17 protein-coding genes, 1 tRNA gene and 2 riboswitches are annotated in these 20,479 nt (G+C 53.2%); of the genes, 14 read left to right on the top strand and 4 right to left on the bottom strand.

Annotated elements, in window-relative coordinates; genetic code table 11:
* Nucleotides 1–210: 210 nt before the first annotated feature.
* Nucleotides 211–780, top strand: a complete 570-nt coding sequence (ssuE, locus tag HQN87_RS30350; protein ID WP_173140797.1) for an NADPH-dependent FMN reductase — start codon at nucleotides 211–213, stop codon at nucleotides 778–780.
* 90 nt (nucleotides 781–870) lie between these two features.
* Here the strand turns inward: ssuE and nrdG are convergent, their stop codons facing one another.
* Nucleotides 871–1,398, bottom strand: a complete 528-nt coding sequence (nrdG, locus tag HQN87_RS30355) for an anaerobic ribonucleoside-triphosphate reductase activating protein (protein ID WP_173140799.1) — start codon at nucleotides 1,396–1,398, stop codon at nucleotides 871–873.
* Complete coding sequence (locus tag HQN87_RS30360) at nucleotides 1,395–3,380, bottom strand: anaerobic ribonucleoside triphosphate reductase (protein ID WP_173140801.1); 1,986 nt, start codon at nucleotides 3,378–3,380, stop codon at nucleotides 1,395–1,397. Before HQN87_RS30360 ends, nrdG begins: the two co-directional genes overlap by 4 nt.
* 248 nt (nucleotides 3,381–3,628) lie before the next feature.
* Nucleotides 3,629–3,861: riboswitch (cobalamin riboswitch) on the bottom strand.
* 351 nt (nucleotides 3,862–4,212) lie between these two features.
* On the opposite strand from HQN87_RS30360, the gene HQN87_RS30365 reads away from it, so the two are divergent.
* The 4 genes from HQN87_RS30365 (at nucleotide 4,213) to HQN87_RS30380 (ending at nucleotide 6,821) form a co-directional block, all read left to right on the top strand.
* A complete protein-coding gene (locus HQN87_RS30365; protein WP_173140803.1) occupies nucleotides 4,213–4,521 on the top strand; it encodes an MTH1187 family thiamine-binding protein in 309 nt (102 codons plus the stop codon).
* Nucleotides 4,522–4,567: 46 nt separating this feature from the next.
* Entirely contained in the window at nucleotides 4,568–5,347 is a 780-nt protein-coding gene (locus HQN87_RS30370) for a sugar phosphate isomerase/epimerase family protein (RefSeq protein ID WP_173140805.1), read from the top strand.
* Nucleotides 5,348–5,438: 91 nt separating this feature from the next.
* Nucleotides 5,439–5,510, top strand: a tRNA-Thr gene (locus tag HQN87_RS30375).
* 162 nt (nucleotides 5,511–5,672) lie between these two features.
* Complete coding sequence (locus HQN87_RS30380; RefSeq protein WP_173140807.1) at nucleotides 5,673–6,821, top strand: hypothetical protein; 1,149 nt, start codon at nucleotides 5,673–5,675, stop codon at nucleotides 6,819–6,821.
* Here the strand turns inward: HQN87_RS30380 and HQN87_RS30385 are convergent.
* A complete protein-coding gene (locus tag HQN87_RS30385; protein WP_173140809.1) occupies nucleotides 6,800–7,546 on the bottom strand; it encodes a YukJ family protein in 747 nt (248 codons plus the stop codon). The two genes, HQN87_RS30380 and HQN87_RS30385, sit on opposite strands and share 22 nt — an antisense overlap.
* Before the next feature lie 79 nt (nucleotides 7,547–7,625).
* Between HQN87_RS30385 and HQN87_RS30390 the strand changes: the two genes are divergently transcribed.
* Nucleotides 7,626–8,048 (top strand): ASCH domain-containing protein, encoded by a 423-nt coding sequence (locus tag HQN87_RS30390; RefSeq protein ID WP_173140811.1) that lies wholly within the window; start codon nucleotides 7,626–7,628, stop codon nucleotides 8,046–8,048.
* A 368-nt stretch (nucleotides 8,049–8,416) separates the two neighbouring features.
* On the opposite strand, the gene HQN87_RS30395 is transcribed toward HQN87_RS30390, so the two are convergent.
* Complete coding sequence (locus tag HQN87_RS30395; protein WP_173140813.1) at nucleotides 8,417–8,785, bottom strand: YhjD family protein; 369 nt, start codon at nucleotides 8,783–8,785, stop codon at nucleotides 8,417–8,419.
* Nucleotides 8,786–9,502: 717 nt separating this feature from the next.
* Nucleotides 9,503–9,595: riboswitch (cyclic di-GMP riboswitch) on the top strand.
* Nucleotides 9,596–9,683: 88 nt separating this feature from the next.
* Between HQN87_RS30395 and HQN87_RS32180 the strand changes: the two genes are divergently transcribed.
* From HQN87_RS32180 to HQN87_RS30450, 8 genes are all read left to right on the top strand, one after another.
* Nucleotides 9,684–12,791 carry a choice-of-anchor A family protein gene (locus HQN87_RS32180; RefSeq protein ID WP_216857513.1) on the top strand — a complete coding sequence of 1,036 codons (3,108 nt, stop codon included), beginning with the start codon at nucleotides 9,684–9,686 and terminating at the stop codon, nucleotides 12,789–12,791.
* Nucleotides 12,792–13,774: 983 nt separating this feature from the next.
* Nucleotides 13,775–14,734 carry an alpha/beta hydrolase gene (locus tag HQN87_RS30420; RefSeq protein WP_173140855.1) on the top strand — a complete coding sequence of 320 codons (960 nt, stop codon included), beginning with the start codon at nucleotides 13,775–13,777 and terminating at the stop codon, nucleotides 14,732–14,734.
* 495 nt (nucleotides 14,735–15,229) lie between these two features.
* Complete coding sequence (locus HQN87_RS30425; protein WP_173140815.1) at nucleotides 15,230–16,756, top strand: HD-GYP domain-containing protein; 1,527 nt, start codon at nucleotides 15,230–15,232, stop codon at nucleotides 16,754–16,756.
* Between the two features lie 217 nt (nucleotides 16,757–16,973).
* Nucleotides 16,974–17,363: a NusG domain II-containing protein gene (locus tag HQN87_RS30430; RefSeq protein WP_173140817.1), complete on the top strand. Its 390-nt coding sequence runs from the start codon at nucleotides 16,974–16,976 to the stop codon at nucleotides 17,361–17,363.
* A complete protein-coding gene (locus HQN87_RS30435; RefSeq protein WP_173140819.1) occupies nucleotides 17,347–17,910 on the top strand; it encodes a Gx transporter family protein in 564 nt (187 codons plus the stop codon). Before HQN87_RS30430 ends, HQN87_RS30435 begins: the two co-directional genes overlap by 17 nt.
* Before the next feature lie 19 nt (nucleotides 17,911–17,929).
* On the top strand, nucleotides 17,930–18,796 hold the full coding sequence (locus HQN87_RS30440) for an ATP-binding cassette domain-containing protein (RefSeq protein ID WP_173140821.1): 867 nt from the start codon (nucleotides 17,930–17,932) through the stop codon (nucleotides 18,794–18,796).
* The gene (locus tag HQN87_RS30445; protein WP_173140823.1) at nucleotides 18,772–19,674 is read left to right on the top strand and encodes an energy-coupling factor transporter ATPase; all 903 of its coding nucleotides are present in this window, start codon (nucleotides 18,772–18,774) and stop codon (nucleotides 19,672–19,674) included. The genes HQN87_RS30440 and HQN87_RS30445 overlap by 25 nt, the downstream gene beginning before the upstream one ends.
* A complete protein-coding gene (locus HQN87_RS30450) occupies nucleotides 19,634–20,458 on the top strand; it encodes an energy-coupling factor transporter transmembrane component T family protein (RefSeq protein WP_367272839.1) in 825 nt (274 codons plus the stop codon). The genes HQN87_RS30445 and HQN87_RS30450 overlap by 41 nt, the downstream gene beginning before the upstream one ends.
* Nucleotides 20,459–20,479: the final 21 nt, after the last annotated feature.

The raw sequence follows: 20,479 nt of genomic DNA on the forward strand, positions 1-20,479 counted from the left end.
CGCAGACGCCTCGCGGTTGGATGCCGTTCATTGGCCTGGTCGGGATATAGGTTTGCCGTTTATTATAACCAGAGCAGCGCCGGGTTGCAAGTATAATTGAGGTTTGACAAAATTCCTTGTACTCTGCTAGGATTATTACTAATTTGAAGTATCAGTGTCCGGTGCAGCAGCCCGGCATATCCTATAATAGCGGACGGAAGAGGTGCGGAAATGGCCAAAATAGTAGTAATCAACGGAACGCCATCCCTGGTGTCCCGGATCAATGCCGTGATTGAATATGCAGAGAATGGTCTGCGGGAGCGCGGGTTTGAAGTGGAGCGTATTAATGTAGCGGAGCTTCCGGCGGAGGATCTGATCCACACCAAATTTGAGAGCGAAGCCATCGTCAAGGCGAACGGTCTCGTAGCCGAAGCCGATGCGGTAATCGTAGTCAGTCCGGTGTACAAAGCGTCCTATACCGGAGTGCTGAAGACCTTCCTGGATCTGGTTCCGCAAAAAGGGCTGGCCGGCAAAATCGTTCTGCCGCTCTTCATGGGCGGAAGCCTCGCGCATCTGCTCGCCATTGACTATGCGCTGAAGCCGGTACTATCCGTGCTGGGCGCCCGCTATATTCTTGGCGGAGTCTATGCGGTAGACTCCCAGGCTGTCCGTAACGACCAGGGAGTGGTCGAGCTGGCGGAAGAACTTAAGCTGCGCCTGAACAGCGTGCTGGAGGAGCTGGCGGAAGAGACCGAGCATAAGGTGGCACGTAAGGCAGGGCAATCAACAGCCGTAGAATAACGTTAGGCTGCTGCCTCCATCTGCCCGGTACAATCAAAAGGCACTACACTACCCGAATGCGGGAGTGTAGTGCCTTTTTGTATGTGAATGTTATACCCCTTGAAAGCACAGCTCCGGCTCCCACAGTACAACCATATCGCCCGCCAGGCTCGCCGGAATATCAATAATCCGCTGGTTGCTGCTTCCCCGGTAGGAGAGGGTGAGGTCTTTGAGTTCTTCGACAAACCGGCCGTCGATCACCACCTGGCATAAGGCCAGCAGCTTCCATTCCGCTGAACCGGGGGAAGCGGTAAGCTCCTCGTACGTATAGCCGGTGTAGATCCAGACCGGGAAGCCCGGCAGCTTGGCCCGCAGCTCGTGAATGAACGCTGCCGCTTCCTCTGCCGAGAAAAAAGGGTCCCCGCCCGCGAGCGTCAACCCGTCCAGCAGCGGATTGCCCGCGATCTCTTCTATAATCTCCTGCTGCCGCTCCGGGGTGAAGACCTCTCCGTAGTTAAAGTTCCAGGTCTTCGGATTGAAGCAGCCTGGGCAGCGGTGGCGGCACCCGCTGAAGAAGAGGACGGCCCGCAGGCCTTCCCCCTCATTGATCGACTCCGGGTAATATCCGCAGATGTTCATAGATGCTTAACGCGGTCCCGGACTTCGGCTTGCTTGGCAGCGTTGAAGCGGGTCTGATAGTCGCCGGTCAAATATCCGGTTACCCGGCGCAGACGGCGGATATGTGTAGTATCCTCATGCGCATTGCAGGTAGGGCAATTCGTACCGATTACACCTTCATAGCCGCAGCCGGAGCAGCGGTCGATCGGGTGGTTGATGCTGAAGTAGCTGATGTCCTGCTCCAGCGCGTATTTGATGATTTTGACGAAGGCTGCAGGGTTGCTCCGGGCATTACCGTTCAGCTCTACATAAGAGATCGCTCCGGCGTTGCAATATTCATGGAAAGGGGCTTCCAGGCTAATCTTCTTGGCTGCGCTCAGTTCATGATAGACCGGGATATGAAAAGAGTTCGTATAGTATTCACGGTTGGTTACACCCGGGATCGAGCCAAGAACCTTGCGGTCAATCTTGGTGAACTTGCCGGAGAGCCCTTCGGCCGGGGTGGCGAACAAGGTAATGTTCAGATTAAGCTCCTCGCTCTTGCGGTCGCAATATTCACGCATGTGGCGGACGATGGCTACAGCCTTGGCATGGATCTCCATATCTTCGCCATGATGCTTGCCGTACATGGCCTTCATGCATTCCGCCATCCCGATGAAGCCCAGCGACAGGCTGCCATGCTTCAGCAGTTCACCGACACTGTCATCGGGGGCAAGCTGCTCGCCGCCTTCCCAGACGCCTTCGCGCATCATGAAATCGGAGGCTTTGGCCTTCTGCGCAGCCTGAATACGGAAACGGTGCAGCAGGCCTTCCAGCGCCACATCCATATAGTGATTCAGGTCTCCGATAAATCCTTCTTCATCAGCGGCCAGGCGCCGGCCGGTCACGGTTCCGTAAGTAAGACCCAGGCGCACAAGGTTGATCGTATTGAAGGACAGATTACCTTTGCCGGAGCAATGGTTGCGTCCGAAGCGGTCGCCGAGAACGCGGGTCCGGCAGCCCATTGTAGCAAATTCGGTATCCGGGTCCGCCGGATCATAGTATTGCATGTTCAGCGGAGCGTCCAGATTGGCGAAGTTCGGATACAATCTGCGTGCAGAGCACTCTGCGGCCTTCAGGAACAGCTCATAGTTGGGATCGCCCGGCTGCTGGTTGACGCCTTGCTTACATTTGAAAATCTGAATCGGGAACACCGGCGTCTCCCCGCTGCCAAGTCCGTTCATCGTGGCCGTCAGCAGGGAGCTGATCACAAGCTGGCCCTCCGGTGAGGTGCAGGTCCCGTAGTTGATGCTGGTGAATGGAATCTGGCCGCCGGAGCGGCTGGACATTGTATTCAGGTTATGTACCATACTCTCTGCTGCCTGGAGTGTCTCGCTCTCCGTCTCCTTCAGGGCGAAACGGAAGGCGCGCGGATACTGCTCTGCCAGATCGGTGCGGCTCATTGTGATCTCGCCAAGCTCCGCTACTACTGCCTTTTCCTCGAAATATTCCACGCCCTTGCGGAACAGCTTCGCGAAGGACTTGGTGACATAAGGGGCCAGGTCATAGTCCAGCTTGTTGGCAGATACGCCGCCGTACTGGGCATTCTGCTGGGACTGGAAAATAATCGCCACCAGCGACATCGCCGTCATAATCGAGTTGGGAGGACGCACGCTGCCGTTGCCGGTATTGAAGCCTTCGCGCAGAAGCCGTTCGAACGGAATGAAGATGCAGTTCGTGGTTCCGATGGCATATTGATCCAGGTCGTGTACATAAACGACATTATCAAGAGAAGCCTGCACGAGCTGCGGCGGCATGGTGAAGTTGCGGGCATACCACTTGGAATATTCACTGCCGAATTTGCTCATTTTGCCGGAGAAGCTCTCCCCGTTCAAATTGGCGTTCTCGCGCAGCAGATCCAGATCCCGGCTGTCGATAATATCCCGTCCCAGATGAATGACCTCTTCCAAAAGAACCTCCTGTGCAGCTTGTCCTTCGTTATAACGTTTCTCCAGCAGCGTCATTATATAGCTCTCTCCTCTCGTATTGTAAGCGTCAATCTCTATCTGTAGTCTGTCAGGACGTCAGTAAAAAAAGCATCTCCGGCCGGAAAGGCGGGAAATGCCCGAATGCGTAACGCAGAGCCGATACCTGAAGACGATAAACGTATCGTCCTCAGGTATCGGCAGCCTCTGGCCCGGATAACGGGAGGCTAACTCTGCCCGTGCTTGGCCGCATACGGACACCTCGCCTGTTCCTCGCAGGAGTCGTAGCGGTGCCACCGAAACAGGCAGGTCTCCTGGCTTCCGGCATAGCCTCAGGCGCCTTCCCGGGGAGCATATTCCGCTCCTTAGTGGCAGTTGGCCGGAGGGTGTAGCTCCAGGAGCGCAGGGCACCTTGGAGCAGCCGGTTACAGTGGCGGGACCGCAGCGGTTTTGCACCGCGTTTCCCTATTAAGTCTCCTCTCCATTGAGAGAGTGAAACACCTGTTTCTACTATATTTTGTTACTGTTTAATAAACGTAACTCAATATATTGTGTTTGTAAATGTTTTTTTGTAATCCCGCACGGGGAGCGGGTTCCGCGCTTTTACTCACAGCTGATCCACAGTTAGTCCACAGGTAATCCACAACTTTCCTATTAATTCGGCCGAAATGATTCATAAAATCTCCGAAAATACGCCACAAAGAATCCATAAATAGAGTGCGTCTAATCCTCGCAATTCGTCTGGAAAGATAGAATAGAAGAAAGGGGGATTGGCGATTTGTGGGCGGGCCGGTGAAGGGGTACAATAGGAGGGAAGGCCAGCATGCGATGATCAGGTTAGGCATACCACATATTCAGGAGGGATGTCACAATGGCAATTGGCGAAGTGACCGTTATTCCAATCGGCACAGGCAGCACCAGTCTCAGCAGCTATGTGGCCGACATGCAGCGTGTGCTGCAGACGGTGGAGGGAATTACCTATGAGCTTACTTCCATGGGGACGATTATTGAAGGGCCGGTCGGGCGGATTCTGGCTGCGGTAGAAGCGCTGCATGAATCGCCCTTTACCTCAGGAGCACAGAGAGTCTCCACATCCCTTAAGATGGATGACCGCCGTGACAAGCCTTCCACGAGCCGCAGCAAGCTGGAAGCGGTGGAACGCAAGCTGCAAGGAGAGTAACCCATATAGTATCTAATCAGAATCACCGATAAGGAGCGGATTCTTCATGACAGAAGCAGCACAGCAGATCGGAATTCAAATGTATACACTGCGCGACCAGACGGAGCACGATTTCCTCGGCACACTGGCCAAGGTTGCAGAGATGGGGTACCAGGCCGTGGAATTCGCCGGTTATTTCGGTGTATCTGCAGCGGAACTGCGCCGTAAGCTGGATGAACTTGGCCTGGCCGCCCCTTCGGCGCATGTAGGCCTGGACTTCAGCAGTCTGGATAAGATGGAACAGGCCTTAGCCAAAGAGATTGAATATGCGGTTGAGCTTGGACTGCAATATATAATCACCCCGTCGGCACCGCTTCCTCCGAACCCTACTATGGAGGATGTAACGAGGGTCATTCCATTCCTGGAGAAGGCCTCCGAGATGGTCCGGGCAGCAGGAATGCAATACGGCTATCACAACCATGATTATGAATTCGCAGAGGTAGACGGCAAGGCAGTCATTGATATCTGGCTGGAGCAGATTCCTGCGGAGCATATGCTGGCAGAGTTTGATCTGGGGTGGGTATACAGAGGCGGAGCCCGGCCTGTTGATTATGTCTCACGGTACGCCGGACGTGTTCAGCTGGTCCATATTAAGGACTTCGGAGCAGACCATGAGGAGACAGATCTCGGCAAAGGCCAGGTTGATTTCCAGAGCGTCTTCGAGATCGCGGAGCAGAGCGGAATTCTCTACTATATTGTAGAGCAGGAGGCCTACGAGGTATCTTCACTTGCAAGCGCTAAGCTCGCGCTGGATTATTTCCGCGGGCTGGGGCTGATGAAGGGTTAATATAATGCAACAGCTTTCAGCGGAAAAGGGCTTGCGTTTTCCGCTGGAAGAGTTATAATATTTTTTGTTTGGCAGATGCAAATGTCTGTAAGCTGGTGTAGCTCAGGGGTAGAGCAACGCACTCGTAATGCGTAGGCCGGGGGTTCAATTCCCTTCACCAGCATTCTTTTAAAGCCGATAGTGGCGCAGGTTCCGGTTTTTTGGAACTGCGCCTTTTTTTTCTATACAGGCAACAAAGTCTAATATTCTTCAAACTTTATAACAAACATTCCAATATAGTATAGTGTTAAGCATATGGTTGGATGCTAGGAGGCGAGAGTCTTATATGGGAAACCGGACATTCCTGAGTGTTACCAGTGCCGATACAGATTGGATTGATTATGAGAATACAGCTTTCGAGACGAATAATTTTCTCGCTCCAGTATGGTTTTGTCTGGTCAGCCAAGACCAGTTCCAGCGCTATAGCAGGCAGCTTATGCAAGCTTGGAGCAAGATTCAACCCCATATGGACCAACCGGATGTGGAGGATTTGCCGGAGTGGAAGCAGTTCTCCGAGGCCTTCCAATGGCAGATTCCATGGGCGGATGCTGCGGAGCAGTTACGCCTGAGTGTACCCGGCACGCTGGCCCGTTTCCCCTCGCTTGCCACTCCTGTACAGGAGTGGCTGGAGACCTTATCGACCCATGTACAGCGTTATTCATCTGCCGTTATTCATCTGGAGCTTTCGCAATATTTCTCGTTCACGGGCGATCCCGCCCTGTATCTGAGAGACATTCAAGAGTACGTTACCCTCTGGCAGTCGCCGCATCCCTCGCAGGAGAAGGTCTGGCAGGGAGCAGCCGATAACTTCTATATGCTGAATGGGGAGCATTTGCCATGGAGAGAACGTGCGGCAGCTCAACCGGAGCAAGCTGCGGATATTCAGCCAGCACAGTCCGTTCCTCCGGCATCCGGGAAGCGCCAGTCCAAATGGCGGCAGGAGCTCTACATCTGGTTGCTTGCGATTCTATCCGCAGCCCTCTTTTTTACCGTCTATATCAAGACCTCCAGTGGTTGGTTGGCGGTGCTCTGCTTCTTCATCCCCTCTCTGTGTATCGTTTGGTGGAATATAATTAACGGTCGTAAACAAACCTCCCGTCATCAGCTCGAAGCGGCTGGGACCTTGAAGAGGAACAGTCCCCCTTCTGATGCTGTGCTCAGGATTGAGTATTTCGCTGGGCATTCCCCTATTGGGGTGGATGGCATGGAGACCGGTCCTTCGGAGGATAAAGCGTTACCGGATCTTATCCCTTGGCTGCAAATCCTGCAAGCGACGGTGCTTTCATCTCATGTGGTTGAGCTCATCATCTCTGCTAACCATTCACCAGTCTCTACCTTACCAATTCATTTGAAGCTGGATGAACAGCTGGATGCCAAGGATATCGTATCAGCGGTTAACGCGATGGTGCTGGCTCATGACAAAACATTCGTATGATTACATTCACTGACTGGCTTGGTCGCATCGCCCTGGTCGTTAGTACACCAGGACTGAGACTGGAAGGCCAAGAAGATAGCGACCCATCTGCGTTCATTCTCAAAATGAATGAGGACGCCGCCGTCTTGCCATGCGCCATTTTCTCTAGCGTACCCGCCGGCGTTGCCTTGATTCATATGAATATTATGAACTCCGCGTCCGGGAGTGAAGCCGAAATACTTATCGGGCTTCTCCTCTTCCGGCCCCCAAGGCTCGCCGAATACGTACAGGGTTGCATCCTGTTCCTGTGCCTCCTTGAGATAAGAGGTGATTTTGTCATACAGATTGTTGTGGGGGTCGCTGTCTTCGGTTTCATTCGGGTTCGTATTAGGCAGAGCTACCATCTTGTTAGGGATCACCAGGTTCCCCCGGATATAATCAAGGGCAAGATTCCGGTTGTCCCTGGTTATCTCCGTGAAGCCGGATTCAAGTGTGAGCCAACGCGCCGTTTCATCTGACTTGAAATCTTCCCCTACATAATAAAGCACCTGATTGGCTGTGTCTTCCGGTAAATGCTTTGCTTTCTCGCTGGATTGGATGTTGATCGCTAATCTATACTTTTGGATGAAGTCATCTTCAGCCAGTACCTCAATATGATTGTTTTTGTCACCTAGCTTATATATAGTTTCTTCATTGGATAGTTTGCATTTTAATACGCCGTAACCACGATTGAACCCGTTACCCATCCTTCATCAGTCCTCCTTCATAACCCTTATTCTTTCCTTGGGAGGCTATAGTAATGCATCAGAGGAGGCAAGCTATATTATGAAATGTCTGACCATTCGACAGCCGTGGGCAACCCTGATTGCGCTGGGTGAAAAGCAAATTGAAACCCGCTCCTGGCGGACGTCCTACCGGGGGACATTGGCCATTCATGCCGGGATGCAGGTGAATAAGGCCATTTGCAGGACAGAGCCTTATCAGTCCTTGCTCGCCCGTCACGGGTTCACTGCCGACAACCTGCCGGTTGGAAGAATTGTGGCGACCAGCCGTCTTGCGGATTGCTGTGAGGTTACGCTTCAGCAGGTACAGCAGGGCTGGCCGGGCGGAAATGAATATATATTCGGCAATTATACAGAAGGCAGGTTCGCCTGGAAGCTGGAGGAGGTTGTTCCGCTGGTACATCCTATACCTGCCAAAGGACGCTTAGGGTTCTGGGAGTATCCTGTTCTTGAAGAGGAGGATTGACTCCGCCCCGTGTCACAGGGAATAATAATTTTCATCAAAATCCGTGGTTAGCTGGTATAATTGGGATATTCGGCGGGAAATCTTCCTATATATAAGGATAGCGGGCTCTGTGGCGGTAAGCCGCTGAAGCCGGAGCAGAAATGCCGGGAAGGAGCGTATGCATAATAGATGGGTAGCCTTCTTATTGCATGGCTTTGTATGCTTTGTTTGTTTATTGTGTTTAAGGATCAGGTAAGTCGTAGGATTCTGTATCCTGTAGCTTTTGCGGTTATTTGTGGTACGTTAGGTTACTGGACGGTGTTAATGTAATTGGCATCCGGGGTTCGCTCGATTCAAAAGTCCTGCCGCTTGCGGCAGGACTTCTTTGGTTACCAAATTGCAATCCTCTTCTCCATCCCCAGGTAGCTGCGCATATGCAGGGTGGCTTGGGCGGCAATCACATCATCCAGCAGCAGCATCCGCTCATGATAACCCCTGCAGACGAATTTGGCTTCCACCCCAATCTCCAGCCGCTGCTGTTCATAGACCCTCAGACCACGGGCCCGCATCCCGGCACGGACCTCCCGCAGATCGGCAGTTGCAGCATGGACGGCACTCTGAATCACCAACAGATAAGGCGCGGGCGTGCGCAGCTCCGATGACATCACGGAAGCATCACGTTCAAAGGCGGATATAATAAGCGGCAGCAAAATATAGGATTTGACCAGCAGGTTGTCCTGGCTCTCTGCTCTCTGCATCCCTCTCAACCCCTTGGCAAGAACATATATTCGCATTGTAACTCAAAGTGCAAAGAATAATCAACGAAATTTATAAACTCAGGCTAATTATGTGATATAATTCACAATAAAATATACAGAATTATTTTATATTAAAATTGAAATAATAAAGATTAAAAAAAATCAGTTCAAAGGAGAATGGCCATGAGTCATGAAGGAAGTCTCCGCCGCGGTTTGGTATTCGGGTTCATTCTAAGTGTTCCGCTCTGGGTGTCGATCATTGGCTGGGTTCAGCTGCTGGGGGTTGCTTAAACGAGTGTTGTCCATAATTGGGTGACACCTGTTTTTTTGGTTTATAGTAATCCATAAATAGGTAATATTACATACCGAAAGGAATAGACTGTAATTAAATATACAAATAGAATGATAAATAGGACATATGTATCAAATTTTAATAATAAAAATTAATATAATTATAGAGGATAAGCTGAAAGTGCAGCGGTTAGGGTTTGATTTCTTGGATTTTTTCGGCAGGCTCAGAAAAGGGTAGTGAGGCCTTAACCCTTGGGGGACAAGGGGTTGTAGAGAATTATTTTCGAGGGAGTAGCTAAAAAATATATTGGAAAAGGATTGACAATAGGACTGGAGACCGGATAAACTGAAATTAGTACAAAAGTAACAAATGTCATAGACTCAACAACGATAATACATAAGCAACTCTCAATTTCATATCGAAATCATGTACAAACGCAAACCGTATCGAAAGAGCGGGACGCAAAGTCAGGAATCTACCGCCCCTTAAGTTGAGGCTAAGGTCGTCCGGCCGCCGTGAAGCTAACCCTTCTTGGCGGTCTTTTTTTGTTATAGTTATGCGGCAGATTCATAGAATAGTTAATAGTTAAATAGGAGGTGTGGACTATTGAGAACTAGAGTGCGGAGAACAGCCGCTGTCTTTCTGGCGGGTATCATGACCTTATCTAGCGCCTTTTCTTGGGGGACAGAGGTAAGGGCAGCTTCGGGTGTGCCTTATAACCCTACAGCGGTTTTGGGAGTTGCAGGCAATTTTAATGCTTTTCTATTCGGAGATTTCGCACAAGGTAATGATCAGATTGAAGGCCGCCTAGCAGCAGCGGGGGATATTACTCTCTCCGGTGGGTACGGAGTGGCCAGGGCATACAGGAATTCAACACCTACGGATGTTCTCGTCGCCGGCAGGAAATTTATACATTCGGGCAGTGGAGAAATCTACGGGAACGTGGTCTATGGGGACAGCATTTCAGCCAATGAGCCTAGCGTTAACATCAAGGGCACGAAGAAGCAGGGCAGCCCGATTGATTTTGCAGCAGAGAGGCAGTATCTGATCTCGCGTTCCGCAGAATACGGGGCATTGTCCAGTACCAATGAGGTTGGTAATAACCATTACGGAGGACTTACCATCATTGCACCGGACCGCTTCAATGTGGTTCATCTGGATGCTGCTACGCTGGCAACTACAAATCATATTCAATTTAACATTGCCGGGAATGCCACATTGATTATTAATATAAGCGGATCTACAGTCAATGTACCAAGCTTTGCAATGAATAACGGCAGAGCAAGCCAGGTATTGTTCAATTTCTACGAAGCGACTAAGGTGAATATCGCGTATACATCCTTTTTCGGGACGATACTCGCGCCTAACGCGGATGTCCATTATTCCGGAGCGGAGCTGTACGGGACTCTAATTGCACAATCTTTTAGCGGCGGAGTAGAGATGCACCTTGGAATGTACCAGGGAGAGGGACCACCGCCTAGTCCAACGCCGACAGTAACGCCAACGCCTAGCCCAACACCGACGGTAACACCAACACCGACAGTGAAGCCGACACCGACGGTAACACCGACACCAACAGTGAAACCTACGCCGACGGTAACACCGACACCGACAGTGAAGCCTACGCCGACGGTAAAACCGACACCAACAGTGAAACCTACGCCGACGGTAACACCGACACCAACAGTGAAGCCTACGCCGACGGTAACACCGACACCAACAGTGAAGCCTACGCCGACGGTAAAACCGTCACCGACACCTAAGTGCACCCCAACACCAACACCGACAGTGAAGCCAACGCCAACACCAACAGTGAAGCCGACGCCAACACCGACGGTGAAGCCAACGCCAACACCGACGGTGAAGCCGACGCCAACACCGACGGCAGTACCAACACCTACGCCAACGGCAGTACCGACACCAACACCGACGGCAGTACCAACACCAACGCCAACGGCAGTACCGACACCAACACCGACGGCAGTACCAACACCAACGCCAACTGCCGAGCCGACACCAACACCGACGGTAGAGCCAACACCGACACCAACGGAAGCGCCGACACCGACGCCGACGGCAGTACCAACACCGACGCCGACGCCAACGCCGACGGAAGAGCCAACACCAACGCCGACGGCAGTACCGACACCGACGCCGACGGCAGAGCCGACACCAACGCCAACACCAACGGTAGAGCCGACACCGACACCGACGGTAGAGCCAACACCGACACCGACGGCAGTGTCAACACCAACACCAACGGCAGTACCAACACCGACGCCGACGGCAGTACCAACACCAGAGCCGACGCCAACGCCGACGGTAGAGCCAACACCAACGCCGACTGCCGAGCCGACACCGACGCCAACGGCAGTACCGACACCAACACCGACGGCAGTACCAACACCAACGCCAACGGCAGAGCCAACACTAACGCCGACACCAACACCGACGGTAGAGCCAACACCGACACCAACTGCAGCACCGACACCGACGCCGACGGCAGTACCAACACCAGAGCCGACACCAACGCCGACGGTAGAGCCAACACCAACGCCGACGGCAGCACCAACGCCAACACCGACGGCAGAGCCAACACCGACGTCGACGGCAGCGCCGACACCAACACCGACGCCGACGGCAGAGCCGACACCAACGCCAACGGCAGCACCGACACCGACGCCGACGGCAGAGCCGACACCAACACCAACGGCAGCACCGACACCAGAGCCGACACCAACACCGACGGCAGCACCGACACCAACGCCGACGGTAGAGCCAACACCAACGGCAGAGCCAACACCGACGCCAACGGCAGTACCAACACCAACGCCAACGGTAGAGCCAACGCCGACGGCAGTACCGACACCAACACCGACGGTAGAGCCAACACCGACGCCAACGACAGAGCCAACGCCGACACCAGATCCAACATCGACGCCAACGCCGACACCAGACCCAACGTCGACGCCAACGCCGACACCAGATCCAACATCGACGCCAACGCCGACACCAGATCCAACATCGACGCCAACGCCGACACCAGATCCAACATCGACGCCAACGCCGACACCAGATCCAACATCGACGCCAACGCCGACACCAGATCCAACGTCGACGCCAACGCCGACACCAGATCCAACATCGACGCCAACGCCGACACCAGATCCAACGTCGACGCCAACGCCGACACCAGATCCAACGTCGACGCCAACGCCGACACCAGATCCAACATCGACACCAACGCCGACACCAGATCCAACATCGACGCCAACGCCGACACCAGATCCAACACCGGCATCGACACCAGTACCTACATCGCCGCCATTTAGTTTCCCTCCAGTGCCAACGCCGACTCCGATTATCGGATTCATCGTAAGCAATGATGTGGCTATTGATGAGGTGGCTATTGATGAAGATCCGCTGCCGCTAGGACCTGTAGCAACTCCAGCAGCAACGCTGGCACCAACACCAGCGCCGACACCGGCTGTAGCGGTTGCTCCAGTAGCCGCGACACCGGAGCCAACTCCTTCAGCGGTACCGACGGATGTAATCATTGTTGATGAGGAAGTTCCTCTAGGCGGTGTGCCTGCGGATGGAGTTCTGCCGAAGACGGGTGAATCCAGCCCTGCGCCATATTATTTTGCCGGTTTAGCTCTTGCTGGTCTGGGCTTGATTCTTAGAAGAACTGCCAGAAACGGCAAACGCAAGTGAGTGACCCGAACTGAGATTAATACAAAGCAATGACCCAGTATTTTGACAAGAGCTGCTTTCGGAGAGGACGTTCTCCTGGAAGCAGCTCTTTGCTGTTGTTTAGGAGATTTTAATTTTCGTCTGTGTGCGAAAACAAACATGTTTCAAGGCACAACTCCAGCATGAAAATGTGCAGCGCGCCTAAAAACAGAACGTCGTCTGTTCATCTATTTAACAAATTTTAACGGAAAACCGAACACAATTGGATTGGATACGCCGCGTAGGCCGAATGTAATCGGAAAACCGAACACAATTGGACTGTGAGCGCCGCGTAGGCCGAATGTAATCGAAAAACCGAATACAATTGGACTGTGAGCGCCAAGTAAGCCGAATGTAATCGAAAAACCGAACACAATTGGACTGGTAGCGCTGCCTAGGCCGTGCGTTTATCGCAGTGCCAGACGTATTTTCACAGAAAAACCGAACACAACATGCTGGCGAGAAGGTGAGTAGGCAAATGTATGTGAAAAACCGAATCCAATAGGATACAGAGAAAAGCCAGCCTGCTATAGGGAGCGGCCAGCAGCTAATAGGTGGATTTTGTCCAACTGCTGATGAATAAATTAATCCCGGCGGGACAGCAGATGGATAAACAGCACTTAAATCATCTCAAGTCAGTAAAAATGGGCCAAACTAACAACAGCAGATGCTGTTTTTCCACTTGCTTGCCTGTAACCGTCAGAAATGGATGAATTAAAGTACGTTTGTCCACTTGCTTGTCGGAAGAGCTTTGAAGAGTCGTGAAGAGTCTTGAAGAGCCTTGAGGAGCCTTATAGAGTAAGGGGGATTTGCTGAGTATGCGGAGAGGGAAGGCTTACGGGGGCTGCGGGCTGTATTTTTAGTTAACTTCATCCCGTGCTATACTAGGCTCAAATTAATCATAAGCAAGAGATCACATTCCTGAAATGGAGTGTTTGCTTACTGAAGGGGGAACGTTTATGTGGATGCTTTACCTGCTCGCGGTGCTGATTGTGGCTGCCGGAGGCGTGGGATATGCCGGTTATTATTTTTATGGAGTAGCCATTAAGCGCGCGCCCAAGGAATTCCTGGCGAAGACTCCCGATCTGAAGGTCGATCCGCCGGTAGCCGGTGCTTCGTGGGGTGAAGGGGCGGAGTGGGTGTCACGGCAGAGCTTCCGCACGGTGGAGCTGGTTTCGGAGGATGGCCTGAAGCTGCGGGGATATTACCTCGGATCTGAGCGGGCAGCAGGCCGGACTGTAATTATAGCCCATGGATATTCCGGTAAAGCCAAGGACATGGGGGCCTCCGCCAAAAACTATTATGACAATCTGGGATACAACGTACTGCTGCCTGATGCCAGGGGACATGGGGATAGTGAAGGGGATTACATCGGCTTCGGGTGGCCGGAGCGCCGTGATTATCTGAAGTGGATTGAATTTGTCCTGCAGGAGACCGGTCCGGCCGCGCAGATTGTGCTGCATGGCGTATCTATGGGTGGAGCCACGGTGCTGATGACTGCCGGTGAGGAGCTTCCTCCGCAGGTCAAGGCCGTTGTCGCCGATTGTGGTTATACCTCGGTTGAGGCACAGTTGTCCTACCAATTGCGGCGGATGTATCATCTGCCAAGCTTCCCGTTTGTGCCGAGTGCCAGTCTGGTGACCCGGATGAAGGCCGGTTATTCCTTCGGTGAAGCGTCTGCGCTGAATCAGGTACGCAAGGCCCGGGTGCCGATTCTGTTCATCCACGGAGATGCGGATACCTTTGTGCCTTTTGCTATGATGAATGAGCTGTATGAGGCCTGCCAGAGCCCGAAGGAGAAGCTGGTGGTGCATGGAGCGGGGCATGGTCTTGCCTATGATACGGATAAAAGCACATACATCCGCACAGTAGGCGAATTCGTGGAACGTTATGTACACAGCCCGGTAGCGGCTGAATTCATCTGATACAAGCCCCAGAACGTAGACGCGCCCGATATCCGTAAGTAACGGTTATCGGGCGCTAATTATGTTCCACACATGGAGCCTTTCCCCAGAACAGGGAAGCAGCACGCCATGTCTTATCGGTATATTAATCCCCCGCCGTCTGTGAGCAAGACGGGTGTCGTTATTCCTTGTTATTTCCAGCAGCCGTGTGGCGAGAATAATCCTTCCAATACGACAAAAGCCCTACCTCTCTTTTGTCCTTGCGGCTCCGTGGCCGCGCCAGTGTGAATCGGAATGCTATGTTCGAATTTAATCTCATAAAAGGGATAAGTACTGCAAGAAAACGTAAGATATTGTGTCCAAACCGCCGATAATATAGACAAGTGATTCATCGGCCTGACATCTTCTTGATGGGGATAAACATACTCGAAAACAAATATTATTTTATTATAGCATGGACTTTATATAAATGCAAATGAATATTGGGCTGAGACCGGGACGGAAATGAGGGGACAGATGAGACTATACAGAAGCTTTTTGAGGAATCAGATCCGGAACTATATATTCGGCTCTACAGTAGCTGTGCTGGCAGTAGGGAGTTTGCTTATGTTATCTTCCCTGGAGATCAGCCGCGTGGAGTTTTTGCGACTGCTGCTTGTGCTTGTTGTTTCCTTTATGATCATGGCAGCTATAGAGATTACTGTCTTTCTTAAACAGATCAGGCCCATAAGGACCGCATTGTATGAAGAGAACATTACACTATCCATGCTCGAAGAAGCCTATCTGCATACGCACCAGCTGCCCAAACGGGCCATTCAGCGGATTATGGGGCCGCATCTGCTCGGATTATCTCTGCCGGCGCTCCTCCTGACGTTCTGGATGATTTACAATGGCTGGGTTACGTTCCCGTATGTCTATCTGGTGCTGGCTACCTGTTGTGCGGTGCTTGTAGCATGTATGCACGCGCTGATTGAATTCTTCCTGACCTGCACCGCCATTATTCCGCTGATCAAAGAATTCAGAAACCTTGCACTGGAGCGGTATGGCGTGGATTTTTCCCTGGAGGGCCATGTGTTTGTGCCCATTCGTCCCAAATTTCTGGTCAGCTGTATGCTGATCGGCACCTTCCCGCTGTTTCTGTTTATTATGGCCACACACATCCGCCTGAACGGCGATGGGGATTCTATAGTCGTAGTCGGACTTCAGAGCTACTGGGCCTGGGCGGGGATGGTGCTGCTGATCGGTACGTTGTTCTCCTCCATCGCGGCATGGCTGCTCACCAAAAGTGTTCAGCATCCGATTAATGAGCTGTATCAAGCGATGAACCAGGTGAAGGACGGACACCTTGTTCAGGTGCAGGATGAGTATTCTGATGAATTCTCCAAGCTGGTAGCAGGCTTCAATATGATGGTCCGCGGGCTGCAGGCCCGGGAGCAACAGAGCCGGCAGCTGCTGGACAGCTACTTCTCCACCCTCGCAGTGGCACTGGATGCCCGGGACTCTTATACGGCCGGACACTCGCTCCGGGTAGCTGAGTATTCGGTTATTATTGGACAGCTGGCCGGACTGAGGGGTCAGGAACTTGATGATCTGCGGAAGTCTGCCCTGCTGCATGATATTGGCAAGATCGGGGTGAGAGACAGTATCCTGTTCAAGGAAGAAGCCCTTACGGATGAGGAATTCCTCCAGATTCAGAGTCATACTATGCTGGGGGAGAATATTCTGCGGCAGATTGAACCGGCAGAGAAGATGGCACCCTATCTGGGCGGGGTCCGCTCTCACCATGAGCGTTATGACGGCCGGGGCTACCCGGACGGTCTTGCCGGTACGAATATTCCGTTGCACGGCCGGATTATCGCTGTGGCGGATGCATATGATGCGATGACGTCCGACCGGCCTTACCGTAAAGGGATGGATCATGAACGGGCGCTGAGCATACTGGAGCAGGGCAGGGGCAGTCAATGGGACCCTGAATTCGCCGGATTATTCCTTGCTTACTTCGGACGGAAGCCGGAATCCCGCAAAGACGGTTATCCCGCTTAAATAGGATAAAGGTGCCGGGACAGCGGTAATCTTAATAAATGGGTTGTCAGCAAAGCGGCCGCTATCCAGTTTATGGAGGTTCGCTTCGCTTTCCCGTGCCTATTTTGTGAACTGCCGTTGAAATACGACAATTAACGACCACATTCATTGAAGGATTGAAGACGGACCGTTATAATTATTAAGTCTGGATTTTAATTAAAAAATAAGGGAGATTTCTATGAAACGCGCAGATGTGCTGCTGATTTCTATTGTTCTGATTGCTGCGCTCGCTTTTCTGGTGCCGAGATGGCTGTCTAATGATGCAGATAAGGGTGGGCCGGGCAAGGAACTCACGGCCAATATAACAGTAGATGGAAAGTTATTCAAAACGATAACACTTACCAAAGAAGAGCAGACTATTGAAGTCCGTACGGAGCGGGGCTATAACATTCTGAAGGTGTATGATTACGGGGTTGAGATGTTCGATGCGGATTGCCCCGATAAGGTGTGCCTTGGCTTCGGATTCATCACTCTGCCCAAGCAGACCATTGTCTGCCTTCCGCACCGGGTGTTAGTGGAGATCGCAAGTGCGGCCGGGGAGGATGAAGTAGATGCCTATGTCCAGTAGTGAATCGGCCACAGCGCTGAAGCGGACCGTCATTATTGCCATATTTGCCGCGGTTGCCGTGGTGCTGAGTATTGTGGAGGCGCAGATCCCGCTCGCAGGAGTGGGACTGATGCCCGGGGCGAAGCTGGGCTTTGCCAATATTATGATTTTGACCTGCATTTACTTTTTGCGCGCACGCGATGTGTTTGTACTGGTTATCCTGAAGACGCTGCTGACCGCCTTCCTGCTCGGGACGCTGTCCAGCCTGCTGTTCAGCCTGTTCGGCTCACTGTTCAGCTTCATCGTTATGTACGCGCTGGTGAAGCTGGGCCGCAAAAAATTCAGTGTCATCGGCGTCAGCATTGCCGGCGGCCTGGCCCACAATACGGGCCAGCTGCTGGCGGCCTCATTCGTGTTCAATTCAACCAGTATCTTCTATTATCTGCCGATTCTGCTGATTACCGGGATTGTTACGGGGATTGCTGTCGGCTTCGCTGTCCGGTACGTGGTAGACTCGTTATCCAAAATCTCCTTGTTTGAAGAGTTCCTGAACGGACCGGGTCATTAGCTGCGGAAGGATGAGTAACATGAATCAAGCGAACATAGAGACAAAGTCCGGTACGGAACCGGCAGTGATTGTACTTGAGGGAGTATCCTTCGGCTATGATCCGGAGCATCCGATTCTCCATGATATCAACGTGTCTATCCCGCAGGGCCAGTGGTTGAGTATTGTAGGGCCCAACGGCTGCGGGAAATCGACACTGGTTAAGCTTCTGAATGCGCTGCTCCCGAAGAGTGCCGGCCTCATCTCTGTCTGCGGACATACACTGCAGGAAGAGACAATCCAGTCCATCCGGCAATGCATCGGGATGGTATTTCAGAATCCCGATAACCAGTTCATCGGGCAGACGGTAGAGGAAGACATCCTCTTCGGCCTGGAAGGCCTGTGCCTGCCCTATGAAGAGATGAAGGAGCGGCTGGATTACTATACCGGGAAGCTCGGCATCGACCATCTGCTGTCCAAGCATCCCGGGGAGCTGTCGGGCGGACAGAAGCAGCGTGTAGCCATCGCCTCGATCCTTGCTATGAAGCCAGGCATCGTCATCTTCGACGAGGCCTCTTCCATGTTGGACGAAGGCAGCCGCGACGAGCTTATGGGTATTCTGCGGGATATGCAGGCAGAGGGAAGCTATACGATTCTGCTGATTACCCATGATGCCGATGAGATTCTGGCATCGGACCGTGTGCTGGCCCTGCATGGCGGAAGCATAGCGGCGGATGTATCGCCTGCGGAGCTGTTCCGGGATGCTGAGCTGCTGGAACGATGCCATTTGCGGGAGCCCTACACCTGGCGTCTTGCCCGCGAACTGCAGAGCCGGGGAATTACGGTGGACGTACCCGCCAGCGAAAAGGAGCTTATAGACACACTATGGCCATACAACTACAGCAAGTAAGCTACACGTATGCCGACCGCAGCATGTGGAGGCAGACGGCGCTGCACGGGATTAATCTGAATATTGCCAAGGGGTCGCTGACGGGGATTGCCGGAGCAACGGGCTCCGGCAAATCTACCCTGCTCCAGCTGTTCAACGGCATCCTCAAGCCGACGGAAGGCACGGTGCAGGTGCTGGATGTAACCATAACAGCAGGGGAGAAATCCCCGAAGCTGCTTCCGCTGCGCCGGAGGGTGGGCCTGGTCTTCCAATTCCCGGAGCAGCAGATGTTCGAGGATACGGTGGAGAAGGATATCTGCTTCGGGCCGCTTAACTTCGGCTTCACGCTGGAGGAGGCCAAGGAGCGGGCACGGAAAGCGATGACCGACATGGGGCTGGATCTTGCCCTGCTGGAGCGGAATCCCTTCCGCCTTAGCGGAGGGCAGATGCGCAAGGCCGCCATTGCTTCGGTGCTGGCGATGGACCCGGACATCGTTGTGCTGGATGAGCCCACAGCGACGCTGGACCCGGTCAGCCGCGCGGAGCTGATCGCGCTGCTGGAGCGGCTGTGCCGCGAGCAGGGCCGGACGATCATCATCGTGACGCACCGGATGGATGAGCTGCTGCCGTATGCCGACAGCTGGGCCCTGCTCAAGGGAGGCGAGCTCGCCTTCCAGGGCAGCGGCCAAGAGCTGGCCGCTGATCCGGCGATTCTGGAGCGCTGCGGACTGACCATTCCGCAGTCTCTCCGGTACTGGCAGGCCGTCTCGACGCGCTTCGGCCTGGGCACAGAGAAGCCGCTCCTGACGGCAGAGGCCCTTGCGGAACGGATCGCTGCCGTGCTCGAAGAGCGTAAGAATGCCGCCGGAACGGAAGAAATGGGGAGTGGCCATGAATGAGCGTCTGCTGCTGGGACGCAGCATTGATACGGGCTCCTGGGTCCATAAGCTGGACCCCCGGTCCAAAATCACCGGGATGCTGCTCTACGTAGCTATCATCCTGCTATCTACTTCCTGGATGGCGATGGGGCTGCTCGCAGTGTTCTCCCTCCTTGTGATGGCGACGACCCGCATCCCGCTTAAATATTTCATTAAGGCTGCGAAGCCTCTGCGTTATCTGATGTTATTCATCTTCATCGTCCAAGCACTGTCCGTGAAGAGCGGGGATGTGCTGTGGTCGCTGGGCTCCTTCTCACTGTATGAGGGGGGCTTGCGGCTCGGGGCATTTTCGGTGATCCGCATGTTGTTCCTGCTGACCTTCACGGCTCTGCTGACCTTCACCACGACCCCGGGCAAGCTGAACCAGGGACTCGAAGGGGTACTCGCTCCGTTCAAGAAGCTGGGGCTGTCCCCGGACCGGATCACGCTGATGATCAGCATTGCGCTGAGATTCATCCCGACGATCCTGGATGAGGCGCAGATTATCCTGAAGGCGCAGGCCTCGCGGGGCGCCGATCTGAAGGAACTGCCCCTGAAGGAGAAGGCGCGGATGCTTGTCTCGCTGCTGGTTCCGGTCATCGCCAGCGCTTTCCGGCGGGCCCAGGACCTTGTGTATTCCATGGAAGCCCGGGGCTTCCGCATGGATGCGCCGCGCAGCCGGTATCACCGCCTCAGGTGGGGCGCGGCGGATACGCTTTTTGTTGCTATGTTCATTGCTCTCGGAATTGCAGTAGCATTATTGTAAGACATTTAGGAGGATACGGAA

Source organism: Paenibacillus tritici, assembly GCF_013204885.1.
Lineage (GTDB): Bacteria > Bacillota > Bacilli > Paenibacillales > Paenibacillaceae > Paenibacillus_AQ > Paenibacillus_AQ tritici.

Bases quoted from the DNA above. Each gene is read 5' to 3' on its own strand.
- nrdG (WP_173140799.1), bottom strand. From the start codon at position 1,398: ATGAACATCTGCGGATATTACCCGGAGTCGATCAATGAGGGGGAAGGC.
- ssuE (WP_173140797.1), top strand. From the start codon at position 211: ATGGCCAAAATAGTAGTAATCAACGGAACGCCATCCCTGGTGTCCCGG.
- HQN87_RS30425 (WP_173140815.1), top strand. From the start codon at position 15,230: ATGAGACTATACAGAAGCTTTTTGAGGAATCAGATCCGGAACTATATA.
- HQN87_RS30390 (WP_173140811.1), top strand. From the start codon at position 7,626: ATGAAATGTCTGACCATTCGACAGCCGTGGGCAACCCTGATTGCGCTG.
- HQN87_RS30380 (WP_173140807.1), top strand. From the start codon at position 5,673: ATGGGAAACCGGACATTCCTGAGTGTTACCAGTGCCGATACAGATTGG.
- HQN87_RS30360 (WP_173140801.1), bottom strand. From the start codon at position 3,380: ATGACGCTGCTGGAGAAACGTTATAACGAAGGACAAGCTGCACAGGAG.
- HQN87_RS30395 (WP_173140813.1), bottom strand. From the start codon at position 8,785: ATGCAGAGAGCAGAGAGCCAGGACAACCTGCTGGTCAAATCCTATATT.
- HQN87_RS30430 (WP_173140817.1), top strand. From the start codon at position 16,974: ATGAAACGCGCAGATGTGCTGCTGATTTCTATTGTTCTGATTGCTGCG.
- HQN87_RS30435 (WP_173140819.1), top strand. From the start codon at position 17,347: ATGCCTATGTCCAGTAGTGAATCGGCCACAGCGCTGAAGCGGACCGTC.
- HQN87_RS30440 (WP_173140821.1), top strand. From the start codon at position 17,930: ATGAATCAAGCGAACATAGAGACAAAGTCCGGTACGGAACCGGCAGTG.
- HQN87_RS30445 (WP_173140823.1), top strand. From the start codon at position 18,772: ATGGCCATACAACTACAGCAAGTAAGCTACACGTATGCCGACCGCAGC.
- HQN87_RS30450 (WP_367272839.1), top strand. From the start codon at position 19,634: ATGCCGCCGGAACGGAAGAAATGGGGAGTGGCCATGAATGAGCGTCTG.
- HQN87_RS30385 (WP_173140809.1), bottom strand. From the start codon at position 7,546: ATGGGTAACGGGTTCAATCGTGGTTACGGCGTATTAAAATGCAAACTA.
- HQN87_RS30370 (WP_173140805.1), top strand. From the start codon at position 4,568: ATGACAGAAGCAGCACAGCAGATCGGAATTCAAATGTATACACTGCGC.
- HQN87_RS30365 (WP_173140803.1), top strand. From the start codon at position 4,213: ATGGCAATTGGCGAAGTGACCGTTATTCCAATCGGCACAGGCAGCACC.
- HQN87_RS30420 (WP_173140855.1), top strand. From the start codon at position 13,775: ATGCTTTACCTGCTCGCGGTGCTGATTGTGGCTGCCGGAGGCGTGGGA.